At 41.0% G+C, this 13,093-nt stretch carries 8 protein-coding genes; 4 read left to right on the top strand and 4 right to left on the bottom strand.

Annotation, left to right across the window (positions count from 1 at the left end; genetic code table 11):
* Window positions 1-214 precede the first annotated feature (214 nt).
* The 4 genes from rplJ to JM64_RS07555 all read left to right on the top strand — a co-directional run bounded on the left by rplJ (window position 215) and on the right by JM64_RS07555 (window position 10,057).
* Window positions 215-763: a 50S ribosomal protein L10 gene (gene rplJ, locus JM64_RS07570; protein ID WP_064012119.1), complete on the top strand. Its 549-nt coding sequence runs from the start codon at window positions 215-217 to the stop codon at window positions 761-763.
* Window positions 764-830: 67 nt separating this feature from the next.
* Window positions 831-1,220, top strand: a complete 390-nt coding sequence (rplL, locus tag JM64_RS07565; RefSeq protein ID WP_014452530.1) for a 50S ribosomal protein L7/L12 — start codon at window positions 831-833, stop codon at window positions 1,218-1,220.
* Between the two features lie 282 nt (window positions 1,221-1,502).
* Window positions 1,503-5,051 (top strand): DNA-directed RNA polymerase subunit beta, encoded by a 3,549-nt coding sequence (gene rpoB / locus JM64_RS07560; RefSeq protein WP_064012118.1) that lies wholly within the window; start codon window positions 1,503-1,505, stop codon window positions 5,049-5,051.
* A gap of 53 nt (window positions 5,052-5,104) precedes the next feature.
* Window positions 5,105-10,057 carry a DNA-directed RNA polymerase subunit beta' gene (locus JM64_RS07555; protein ID WP_064012117.1) on the top strand — a complete coding sequence of 1,651 codons (4,953 nt, stop codon included), beginning with the start codon at window positions 5,105-5,107 and terminating at the stop codon, window positions 10,055-10,057.
* 78 nt (window positions 10,058-10,135) lie between these two features.
* Here JM64_RS07555 and queD read toward each other — a convergent pair whose 3' ends face one another.
* From queD to JM64_RS07535, 4 genes are all read right to left on the bottom strand, one after another.
* Window positions 10,136-10,495 (bottom strand): 6-carboxytetrahydropterin synthase QueD, encoded by a 360-nt coding sequence (queD, locus tag JM64_RS07550; protein WP_064012116.1) that lies wholly within the window; start codon window positions 10,493-10,495, stop codon window positions 10,136-10,138.
* A complete protein-coding gene (locus JM64_RS07545) occupies window positions 10,479-11,585 on the bottom strand; it encodes a Gfo/Idh/MocA family protein (protein ID WP_064012115.1) in 1,107 nt (368 codons plus the stop codon). The genes queD and JM64_RS07545 overlap by 17 nt, the downstream gene beginning before the upstream one ends.
* A 131-nt stretch (window positions 11,586-11,716) precedes the next feature.
* Window positions 11,717-12,358 carry a 16S rRNA (guanine(527)-N(7))-methyltransferase RsmG gene (rsmG, locus tag JM64_RS07540; RefSeq protein WP_082868353.1) on the bottom strand — a complete coding sequence of 214 codons (642 nt, stop codon included), beginning with the start codon at window positions 12,356-12,358 and terminating at the stop codon, window positions 11,717-11,719.
* The gene (locus JM64_RS07535; protein ID WP_064012113.1) at window positions 12,324-13,055 is read right to left on the bottom strand and encodes a WecB/TagA/CpsF family glycosyltransferase; all 732 of its coding nucleotides are present in this window, start codon (window positions 13,053-13,055) and stop codon (window positions 12,324-12,326) included. Before JM64_RS07535 ends, rsmG begins: the two co-directional genes overlap by 35 nt.
* Window positions 13,056-13,093 lie beyond the last annotated feature (38 nt).

The following is a 13,093-nucleotide window of genomic DNA, read 5'->3' as shown; positions in this document are numbered from 1 at the left end:
AGAAAACTTTGGTAAAATAAACGATGTCCTAAAATAAGTGATTGCCGTAGATTGCAGGTTAAATAAAGCCCTAAACAAACCAGGGCGCCTGCAGGAGGCACGGAAGGGATAGAAAAGCACCTACTTGGCGTTTTATCGTACACGTATTGGTGCTATTTTCCCTCCGCTGTGCCTCGTAAAGAGGCATTTTTTATTTGATTAGGGAGGTGACGACGTGCTTAAGAGACCTGAGAAGGAACAACTTGTTAACGAGTTAACAGAGACTTTTAAGAATTCTTCATTGGTACTTTTCGCGGACTTTACCGGACTTACAGTTGCACAGATGACAAAACTTAGAAGAGGTTTAAGAGAAAAGCTTGGTAACGACGCAAGATTTACGGTTGTTAAGAACACTCTCTTAAGGATGGCTCTCAAAAATGCAGAGTATGACCTCGAGGGTCACGACAATGCGCTTTTTGGACCAACCGCAGTTCTTTACGTGAATGCTAAAGCAGACCCTGTTGAGGCCATCAAGATATTCTACAACTTTGTTAAAGAAAACAAAGGAACACCTGTTTGCAAAGGGTTGTACCTGGAAAGAAAGTTCTTTGCAGGAGACCAACTCGAAAACTTGTCCAAGCTCCCATCAAGAGAGCAACTACTTGCAATGGTTGTTGGTGGTATCCAAGCACCTATTCGCGGCCTTGTCAACTCTCTCGCAGGTGTGCTTAGAAGTGTATTGTATGCTCTTAACGCTATTAAGGAACAAAAGGAAAAACAGTAATTTTAAGTATTTAGTACTAGTTGGTTAGAACAAAAACATAAGGTAAACTTATCAGGAGGTGTATATTATGACATTGGAAGAACTCGTAAAAGCTATTGAGTCATTAACAGTTGCGGAACTTGCAGAACTTGTTAAGATGCTTGAAGAAAGATTCGGCGTTAGCGCAGCAGCCCCAGTCATGGCAGCAATGCCGGTTGCAGCGGCAGCAGCAGCCCCAGCAGCGGCAGCAGAAGAAAAAGACACATTTGATGTTCTCCTCAAGAGCTTTGGTCAGAAGAAAGTTGAAGTCATCAAGGTTGTCAGAGAAATCACAGGACTCGGACTCAAGGAAGCAAAAGACCTTGTTGAAAAAGCTGGCGCACCAGATGCATTCATCAAACAAGGAGTTAAGAAGGAAGAAGCAGAAGAAATCAAGAAAAAGATCGCAGAAGTCGGCGGAGAAGTTGAAATTAAGTAACATATTTTTCAAAACAAAGAATATTGTGTATCAAACCCCGCACAGTACTACACAGTGCGGGGTTTTTATGATTTAATATATAATTGCGGTATTATTGTCTAACATGACCCAAATGACGAACATAAACATGCATAAACATTCTAAAAAATTCCCTAGAGTTACAGCATCGAATAGGTTCATTAGAACCCTACGTTTTTTATTTATATACTCAGCTCTTTTAGCCCCTCACAGTGCGTAATTTCCAACCATTCTGTATCGACACTTTAGGAAGAGGTGATCAGATTGAAAACTTATCAAGTGGGCAAGAGGATAAGGTACTCCTTCGGAAAGGTTGATGAGATTCTCAACGTCCCAGACCTCGTAGAAATCCAGCATAAATCCTTCAAGGAGTTATTGGACCATGGTATTTTGCGTATCCTCAAGAAGTTCAGCCCCATAACGTCAGTGAAGACCGAGGGTAGAAGAGACAAAGGTTTCAGCCTCGAATTCGTTGGATTTCGTGTAGGTGAGCCTCTTCACTCGGTCGAAGAGTGTAAACAGCGTCTTCTCACGTATGTCGCACCGTTTTACGCAACGGTGAGAGTTACTGATTTGTCAACAGGAGAAATGCGCGAAGAAGAAGTAAGTCTTGGCAATTATCCTATCATGACTGAAAATCAAACGTTCGTGATAAACGGTGTTGAAAGAGTTGTCGTCAGTCAGCTCGTAAGAAGCCCAGGAGTCTATTTTGTCGAGGAACCAACCAAAAACATAGGAGCAAAGCCGATATATGTAGCACACTTCCTACCAGTCAGAGGTGTGTGGCTTGAAATATTGCTCAATCTCAATGATGAAACCTTGTATGCAAGAATCGATAGAAGGAAAAAGCTGAACCTTTTCTTGGTCTTAAAAACCCTTGGTTATCAAAACGATATCGATATCCTTTCTCTATTCCCAACTTACATAGACGTTGAAGATGATTACTCATTGAAACAAGCAGAAGGGGTTATAATTCTTGAAAAAGTTGTTTCAAAATCTGGAGAGGTCCTCGCTGAAAAAGGTTCAGTATTAACGCCCACACTTGTTGAGATATTTAGAGAACATGGGATTGATAGAATAAAAGTTGCAAATAAATACATACATAAGACCTATCTGAAGCTTAAGGAAAGGCTAAAAATGCCTCTTGAAGAGAATATCAGCGAGCTTAGGGCTTACATGGAAATATACAAAGAACTGCGCCCTGGCGAGGTGTTTAGATACAACGCTGCAAAATCCTTCTGGAATAATCTTTATTTTAATCCTGAACGCTTCGAACTTACCGAAGTCGGTAGGTACAAAATGAACAAAAAATTGACAAACACGTACAGAAAATACCTTGTTGAAATAGAAGGAAGAAATCCAAAGAGTGTTGAGAATGTTGAGTACATGGAGACTTCCGATGCTCTTACACCGATGGATATAATCTTGGTTGTTAGAATGCTACTTGAAGTTGAAAAACACCCGGAAACTCTTGATACAAAAGACCACCTTTCAAATAAACGGGTCAAAACAGTTGGTGAATTGATAGGTTCAGAATTCGAAAGAGCGTTCTCAAAATCTGTCCATCAAATTCAAGAAAAACTTGCAACCTATACAAGCTTAGATAAGATATCGATTCCAAGTTTGATTAATTTGAGAAACGTCGTCGCTTCGCTTAACAGTTTCTTTGCAACGAACCCACTTTCACAATTTATGGACCAGGTCAACCCAATCGCTGAATTAACACACAAACGAAGGCTTACAGCTGTCGGACCTGGCGGATTAAAGAGAGAAAGGGCAAGGTTTGAAGTTCGTGACGTTCACCACTCTCACTATGGAAGGATGTGTCCAATTGAAACACCAGAAGGTGGTAACATAGGTCTTATCACCTCTCTCGCTGTTTATGCCACAATCGATAAATTCGGTTTCCTTGTGACACCATACAGAAAGGTTGTCAATGGTAGAATAACTGACGAAGTCGTTTATCTTGCTGCAGATGAAGAAGAAAACTACAGAATTGCGTCATCAACAATACCAAGAGATGAAAATGGTAACATATTGCAAGAAAAAGTCCCAGTTAGATATCTTGAAAAAGTAGTCTACGTGCACAAAAACGAAGTCGACTTTGTCGATATATCACCAAAACAAATTGTCAGTGTTACAACATCACTGATACCGTTCCTCGAACATGACGACGCTAACCGTGCTTTGATGGGTTCTAACATGCAAAGACAAGCGGTTCCACTTATCAAATCTGAAGCTCCACTTGTTGGAACTGGTATGGAATACCCAGCTGCTATCTATTCTGGACATGTCGTATTGGCAAAACACGACGGAATTGTCAAAAAGGTCGATGCCAGAAAAATAGTCATCCACAGAACAGACGAAAATGGCACCCCACTTTATGACAAGAAAGGAAATCCAGTACTCGATGAATATACACTTTTGAAATACGTTAGGTCAAACCAAGATACCTGTATCAATCAAAAGCCTATTGTTAATGTTGGAGATTTTGTAAAGAAAGGTACACCAATTGCTGATGGTCCAGCGACAGATAACGGAGAACTTGCACTCGGTAAGAACGTGCTCGTTGCGTTCCTTCCATGGGAAGGTTACAACTTCGAAGACGCTATACTGGTAAGCGAAGAACTACTAGAAGAAGAAACGTTCACATCTGTACACATCGAAGTCTATGAAACAACAGCAAGAGAAACAAGGGTTGGTCCAGAGGAAATCACTGCGGAAATACCAAATGTCTCGAAGGAAAATTTGAGAAATCTCGATGAAAACGGAATTATCCGAATAGGTGCCTACGTTGGTAAACAAAAATACTTCACCTCGCAAGATATCCTTGTTGGTAAGGTAACACCAAAAGGTGAAAGTGATGCAACACCGGAAGAAAAAATTATGAGATCCGTCTTCGGAGAAAAAGGTAAAGACGTCAAGGATTCGTCACTCAGAGTTCCGCACGGTGTTGAAGGTAGGGTCATCGGTGTACACGTATTCCACAAAGAAGAAGTCGGAGACCTTGGTCCTGGTGTGAATACACTTGTTCGAGTCTATCTTGCAACCAGAAAACCTCTTGAAGTTGGTGACAAACTTGCCGGTAGGCACGGTAACAAGGGTGTCGTATCAATGATTCTTCCAAAAGAAGACATGCCGTTCCTACCAGACGGAACACCGGTCCAAGTAGTCTTAAGCCCATTGGGTGTTCCATCACGTATGAACATTGGTCAAGTGCTCGAAACCTCTCTTGGTTGGCTCGCAAAGTTAACAAACAGACACTTTGCTACACCTGTTTTCGATGGTGCTAAAGAAGACGAAATATTGCCAGAACTATACAAAGTTCGCGAAAAACTTAATTTGCACCTTGGAGATGACCCAGAAAATCCATCAGGTAAGGTTATTCTCAGAGATGGAAGAACAGGTAAGGAATTCGATTCACCGGTGCTCGTTGGTTACATGTACATTATGAAACTCATTCACATTGCAAGGGACAAAATTCACGCGAGGGCAACAGGACCTTACTCATTGATACACCAACAACCACTCGGTGGTAAAGCTCAGTTTGGTGGACAAAGGTTCGGTGAAATGGAAGTCTGGGCACTTGAAGCATACGGTGCTTCCTACACATTGAATGAAATGCTTACAGTAAAAAGTGACGATATCAAGGGTAGAACCGAAGTTTACAAAGCTATCATGAAAGGTAAGAACTTACCAGAACCAGGTCTACCCGAGAGCTTCAAGGTCCTTGTTAGAGAGTTGAAAGGTCTCGCACTCGATGTCCGCGTTTACGACGAGCACGGTAATGAAATAGATATCGAAAAACTGTAAGGTTTGGTAAGTTCTATAAGGCTTTTACCCGACGTTAAGAGGAGGGAAAATGAATGAGTTCTTCTTTCAAAAGGAAAATTGCGAAAGTAAAAGTGGCGGTGGCATCCCCCGAAGTTATCAGAAGCTGGTCAAGTGGAGAAGTGAAGAAAGCAGAAACGATAAACTACCGTACCTTCAAACCAGAAAGAGATGGACTATTTTGCGAAAGAATATTTGGACCTGTAAAAGACTATGAATGTGCTTGTGGAAAGTACAGTGGTAAAAAGTACGAAGGTACAGTTTGTGAAAAATGTGGAGTTAGGGTCGAATCAAGAGATGCAAGAAGGCGCCGATTTGGGCATATCGAATTGGCTGCTCCTGTTACGCATGTCTGGTATCTTAAAAACACTCCAAGTGTCATCGCCACGTTACTTGACATGACAGTAAAGGATATAGAAAACATCGTCTATTTTGGTAGTAGAAGGGTAAACGAAAGGGTCCTTATAGTCACCGACCCAAAGAACACACCTTTTGTGAAAGGCTCTATATTGAACCAAACTGAATACGAAATCTACGCGAAAAAATGGGATTTTGAAGTGTCACCTGCATATATAGTAAAAGAACCAAGGACTCCGCTTGTAGCTGATATAGATGGTGAGGTTCATATAAAGCATGAAAGAACACACACAGACAGAGATATTTATTGGATAACAATAAGGAACATTATAAGAACCGAACTACGTGTTTACAGCGGAATGGAACTCAGGGTTAAAGATGGAGATTTCGTCAACCAAGGTGATGAAATAGTCTCAGAAAAAAGGGTCGATGCCATTTTCGCACCATTTGACGGAACCGTAGAAGTCGACGAAGTTTCAGAAACTATTACTCTTAATCCTCTCCCAACAAGTAAAAATACACCGATAACATTCACGCTACCATACGGTGTAAGAGCATTAGTGAAGAATGGAGATAAAATAAAGAAAGGGCAACAATTGACGACAGAAACTATATTGCCTCGTATCATAGCACCGTTGTCAGGAACTGTGAAGTTTAGCAGGAACCTTAACCTGAGACCTCTTGAAAACGGAAGCTACGAAGTCATTACAACTGGAACAATATACATTGAGAATGTCCAGTCATCCAAAACGTATCCTGTTTTTGAAGGAGCGACTATATATGTTCAGGACGGGGAAATGGTAAAAGCTGGCGATGTTATTGCCGACAGATTCCTCTTCGAAGATGAGAAACTATCTATTGAAGAGTACAAAATCTTCAGCCAGCACTACCATGGCATGTTTGTTGTTGAAGAACAAGTTGAAAACGATAAACCAATAATGGTGGTCACATACATTGACCCACAGATTGCGGAAGAAACTGGTATCACAAGAGGTCAAATAATCACTCAGCAAGATTACGAAGCTTACAGCATGATATACCCAGGAAAGATTGAAGCTGAGACTGGAGCTGCAGCAATCAAGAAGCTGTTGCAACAACTTGATCTCGAAGTTATGAAAACCGAGCTGGAAAACGAACTTAACAAAATTCCAAAAAGCAGCGTAAGAGCCAAGAAATTGTTAAAAAAACTAAGAATAGTTAAAGATTTAATGGAAAGTGGAACAAAACCTGAGTGGATGGTTCTGGAGGTCTTGCCAGTTGTTCCACCAGAAATAAGACCAATGATACAGATAGATGGTGGACGTTTCGCAACAACAGACCTCAATGACCTTTACAGAAGGGTCATAATGAGAAACAATCGACTCAAGAGATTGTATGAAATGAATGCACCTGAAGTCATAATCAGAAACGAAAAGCGTATGTTACAAGAGGCCGTTGATAATCTGATATACAATGGAAAAATTGGAAAAGCTTATACAGATAGAAATGGTAGACCTTTGAAATCACTTACTGATCTCATTAGAGGAAAGAAAGGACGCTTCAGAAGAAATCTACTTGGTAAACGTGTTGACTATTCAGGTCGAGCCGTTATTGTCGTTGGTCCTCATCTGAAGATACACGAATGTGGTTTGCCAAAGAAGATGGCTCTTGAACTCTTTGAACCGTTCGTTATTGCCGAACTTTCAAAAGAGGAAAATGCGGAAGCTACACAGACAAAAGTTAAAAAATACAGAAAAGAACTCCAAAGAGAAGACCCGAAAGCTTGGGAAAAACTTGAGAAGGTTATTCAGGGAAGGGTTGTCTTACTCAACAGAGCTCCAACACTGCACAGGATGTCTATCCAAGCTTTCGAGCCAAAACTTATAGAAGGTAACGCTATACAACTGCATCCACTGGTATGTCCACCGTTCAACGCAGACTTCGATGGTGACCAGATGGCAGTCCATCTACCGCTTTCGCCAGCAGCGCAAGCGGAAGCAAGGTTACTAATGTTATCAAGGTACAACATAATCTCCCCGGCACATGGAAAACCTATATCGATGCCCGGTAAGGATATTGTTGCCGGTATTTACTACCTAACGATGGTCGATAAGAACTACGATAAAGTTCAACCGGAAGATATCAAATGGAAATTCGCAAGCCCAGAGGAAGCGGAAATCGCTTACGAATTTGGTTACATAAAGCTACATGAACCAATACTTGTCAAAATTGACGATAAGGTCATAAAAACAACATTCGGTAGAGTCATATTCAACTCGATTCTTCCAGAGGAACTCAGAGATTACAACAAAACGTTCGGAAAGAACGGAATCAAAGATGTTGTTTACAAAACTTTCAAAAAGCACGGTATTGATAGGACAGCAGACCTGCTTGATGATATAAAAACGCTTGGATTCCACTACGCCACGATTTCCGGTTTAACGGTCAGTTTGAAAGACTTCCTCATTTCTCCGAAGAAAAACGAAATCATCACTGAAGCGATGAAAAAGATAGATGAGATAGAGAGACTTTACGAGGAAGGTTTACTGAGCGATGAAGAAAAATACAAAGAGACGATAAAGATTTGGACCAAAGCCACAGATTTGGTCCAAGAAGAGACCTACAAATATCTCGGTGAAAATCCATTCAACCCGGTGTTCATAATGGTTGATTCCGGAGCTAGGGGTAACAAAGACCAGCTCAAACAACTTTCTGGTATGCGTGGTCTTATGGCAGACCCATCTGGTAGAACCATTGAAATTCCGATTCTTTCAAACTTCCGAGAAGGACTCTCAGTCCTTGAATTCTTTATCAGTACACACGGTGCGAGAAAAGGTTCAGCCGATACCGCGTTGCGAACAAGCTCTGCTGGATACCTTACAAGAAGGCTCGTTGACGTTGTTCAGAGCGTTGTAATCACACAACCAGATTGTGGAACGCACGAAGGTGTTAGGGCAGCGATACTTAAGAGTTCTGACAACTTCGTTGTTGAAAAAATAGAAGATTTCATATTCGGTCGAGTGTTAGCAAAGGACGTCTACGAACCAGGAAGCGGCAGCATATTAGTTAACCCAGAAACAGGAAAGGTTTACCAGAGAGATACAGTGATACTTGACGATGATGCTAAGTTCTTGTCAAATTACAAAAAGAGAGTCCCTGTTGTTGAAGAAAAAGTTCTCGATTTGAGTGATATTAACATTCCTGAGGTTTACACGGAACTTGCTGAAGATGTCGACCTTGGCACAGAAGTTCTGCCAGCTGAAAGTGAACTCAACTGGGAAATCATTAAAAAGTTAAGAGACGCGCGTGTTAAATCTGTAAAAGTAAAACTCTACCCAATCGTTGGAAACGTAGTAGCAGAGGAAGTTGTTTGGGACAAAGAGCGGAAAAAACAACTTGCCGTAGAAGAAGAACAAATAGATGTAACAGTTGCAAAAATGCTAGAGGAAAATAACATAGACAGCATTGTAGTTAGACCGGAAATCTATGTTCGCTCACCACTCACATGCGAAGCTGAACACGGTGTATGCGCGAAATGTTACGGTCTTGACCTATCGAACCATAAAGTTGTAAGCGTTGGTGAATCTGTAGGTATCGTGGCAGCTCAATCTATCGGCGAACCGGGTACACAGCTCACAATGAGGACGTTCCACACAGGTGGTATCGCTACAACTGCTGACATCACACAAGGTTTGCCAAGAGTTGAGGAACTCTTCGAAGCAAGGAAAAAGACAAAAGATCCAGAAGGTATATTCTCCAAAGTTAAAGGCGTTGTAGTTGATATCTCTCAAGACGAACCAAAGAAGATTTACGTACAAGACGAGCTTGGAACCATGCACGAATACGTTGTTCCATCAAGGGTGAGAGTAAACGTATCCGTTGGTCAAAAAGTCTTACCCGGTCAGTCGCTCACAACAGGTTCTCTCAAAGTGAGAAAGATTCTCGAGGAACTTGGAGTAGAAGACACTGCGATGTACCTACTAAGAGAAATTAAGAAAGTCTACGTACAGCAAGGTGTCGATATCCATGATAAGCATTTTGAACTGATAATTAGGCAGATGCTTAACAAAGCCGAAGTCATTGAACCAGGCGATACCGACTTCTTACCAGGAGACCTTGTACCAATCACTATTCTCAACAAAGTTAATAGAGAAATAATGGAAGGCAACGCGAAGATAGAGCTCAACAGGAAACGCGTTATCGGAAAAGTACTCGCAAAGCATATCCTAATAAAGAACGAAGAAGGTCAAGTTGTAGAACTTGCAAAAGAAGGGGAAGAAATAACAGAAGAACTCTTGGAACAACTCATCAAGTATAATGTAAAAGATGTCCTTGTAATCAACCATGGCAAGGAGAAAGAAGTTTACCAGATAATGCCAAAAGAAACTGTGAAATACAGAAGAAAACTACTCAGAATTACACAGGCATCTCTTGAATACGAAGGCTGGCTGAGCGCGGCAAGCTTCCAGCAAACGCAACAAGTATTAACAGACGCAGCAATCAAAGGTGCGGTCGATTACCTCAAAGGTTTGAAAGAAAACGTTATCGTTGGACAGCTCATACCTGCTGGAACAGGATTTGAAATATTTGCAAACATTCAGTACGAAGAAACGCCAAGACATGCACTCGAAGAAAAAGAAAAGTTGGCATAACCGATTACAAAAAATTGAAAAGCGGCACCTGAAAAAGGTGCCGCTTATTTTTATTTGCTTTCGATTTTACTTACCCTTTCAATCTTTCCTATAGACCACCCACGATGTTGGTGTTTCCCAAAGTCTTACTTCTGTAAGCTTATATCTTTCTGTTGTGAGATGCTTTTCCAACTTATCCCAAATCCACTCCGCGATGTTTTCCGCACTTGGTTGAGGTATTATTTCATTTATGTAGGCATGGTCTAAGTAACTCAGTACTTCTCTTTTTACTATCTCTTTTAACTCAACAAAATCGATGACCATTCCCTCTTCGTCTTTTTCTCCACAAACGACAATTTGGAGTTTGTAAGTATGCCCATGAAGTTTTTCACACTTTCCATGATACTGGACTAAATTGTGAGCAGCATCAAATGTGAATTCTTTAACCACGCATAACATAATGACCTTCCCATCCTTTCATCTGTGTGGAGTCAAACTCGAACGGGAATTTGACAGGTTTGTTCTCAAGCGCAGACTTGTAAATTGCAAGCACGATTTCAACCGCTTTTCTACCTTCTTCACCAGGGATTTTGGGTGCTCTATCGTAAATTATCGATTCGCAGAAATCTCTGTAAAGAGGGACATGTCCGAATCCATACACGGTATCAGGATCCGGTAGTTCCATAAATGGATGACTATCTTCATCCGGGAATTTCCAAACCAAAATCTTGTTAACAGCCAGTCCACCTATAATTACTGTCCCCAGTTCACCAAAAATCGAAAGCGTTTCTTCTAAATTCCTAGGATAAATCGTTGATGTACCTTCAATGATACCAACTTTTCCGTCCTTGAATTTCACAATTGCTCCTCCAAAGTCTTCCGCTTCAATGTAAGGATGCTGGAAGTTACGAATTACTCCATATACTTCTTCTATCTCGCCTCCAAGCATCCACTGAAGCAAGTCAATGTTGTGTGTGCATTGATTCATGAGTGAACCGCCATCAAGCTGCCATGTTCCACGCCAAGGTGCTTGTTCGTAGTAATTCTTATCCCTGTTCCATCTGATATTCGCAACTCCATAGTTTATCCGGCCAAATGCACCGCTCTCAATCTTCTTTCTCAGTTCCACTATTGGAGGATTAAATCTATTTTGGAAACAAACTCCCAATTTTACACTTTTTTCTTTAGCAGTCTTTATCATCTCATCCATGTGCTTCGTTGAAAGTGCCATAGGTTTTTCAACTAAAACATGGACACCTGCTCTCAAAAAGTCCATAGAGATTTCATAATGATAACCGCTTTCTGTGGCAATTGCAACAAAGTCAATATCTTCGCTCTTTATTATATCCTCGTACTTTTGATAGACCCTAGGTTTGTAACCTGCCCGTTCTTCTATACTTTGTGCAACTCGTTCTGCTTTTTCCACAACAATGTCACAAACTGCAATCGCCTGGATAACATCGGAATTCTTCACTATCGCTTCCACATGTTTGGATGAACCTATTCTTCCACACCCAATAAGCGCCATTTTCAGCTTTCTCTCGCTCATTCTACACTCGCACCCCTTTTAACAATTCATTCATTGAATGAACATAAGCAATTACATTATATCATAAAAAAATCTCCGAGGCAATAAGAACGAACTTTTCATTCTTTACTGCTCGGAGATTTGCAATTCAATTATCTGATAGGTCTTTTCTCCGGTATTCCAACTTTTCGTGGATACTTTTCTGGTGTTGGCGACATTTTCTCAAAGATGACCAAAAATCTATCTTTCCCTAAAATGCTGTACTTTCTAATTTCTGCCAGTTTTACTCCCAGCTCTTTCATAGCGTTCACAGCCTGACCTAATTCCTCGTTATATCCAGGACCCTTGTATAGAAGAACCTTCCCACCAACTTTTACGTACGGCGCCGTAAGCTCCAAAACTGTTGCTATCCTGGAAACAGCTCTGGACACTGCACTGTCAAATCTTTCTCTGAACATTCCTTTGTCTTTAAGCTCCTCAGCTCTGACACACATCAATTCTACATTACTTAACCCCAATCTTTCACACAAGTTCTTCACGTAATCTATCTTTTTACATACGCTGTCAATCAAGAAACCATGGATGCCAAATTCTATTAAAAGAAAGACACCGGGAACTCCACCACCTGTTCCTACATCTAAGAAATTATTCCCGAGGTCTTCTGGTTTCACAGCAAGAACGGAATCCATATATAGATAATGAAAAGCTTCGTTGAAGTCTCTGTACCCAACAAGATTTATTGGAGCGTTTATAAGTTCTTCAACGTACTTTTTGACAAGTTCCATTTTTTCCATCGAGAACCACCTTGAAAAAGAATTTAGCAACATCCAGAGGAACACGCGCACGCGCTATGGGTTCGTTTAACCAACGATAAAACCATTCAAGACGCAGTTTCTGAAAGAAAACGGGTGCTCGTTTTTTCACACCTGCGATAACATCAAAACTTCCACCAACTCCCATGGCAAGTTTGAACGGTAGATGTCTATGTTGGTATATCCAAAGTTCTTGTCTTGGAGTGCCCATTCCAACAAATAGAAGATCTGGTTTTAGTTTCTCAATCTCTTCAGCAGGTGTTTGGTCTTCAAAATATCCATGATGGTAACCTACAACGTTCACTCCACGTTTTCTTAAGTTCTCGGCGGTCTTTGGTATAACATCCGGCTTTGCCCCCAACAAGTAAACACTCCACTTCCTGTTTACTGCCTCATTACAAAGGTATATCATAGTGTCTATACCTGGTATCCTATCGGTATGAACCGTGCAGTGCCTTTTTATCGCCCAAACAACACCTGCACCGTCTGGAAGATGAAAAGAGGCGTTTCGTAAAGCTTCTTTGTAATCAGAAATCTGCTCTGCCTTCAAAAATATCTGGCTATTCAACGTTACCACAAATAGCTTTTCACCTTTCTCTATGAGCTCAACAAGATACCCTCTAACATCTTCAGCTTTTCCGCAAAGGACATTGTAGTCATAAAATTGAACCTGTGTCAAAATACCACCACCGAGCTTTTAGAAAATTAAAAAATTTG

Source organism: Fervidobacterium pennivorans, assembly GCF_001644665.1.
Taxonomy (GTDB): domain Bacteria; phylum Thermotogota; class Thermotogae; order Thermotogales; family Fervidobacteriaceae; genus Fervidobacterium; species Fervidobacterium ngatamarikiense.
This window is presented reverse-complemented; position numbering and strand designations above follow the sequence as displayed.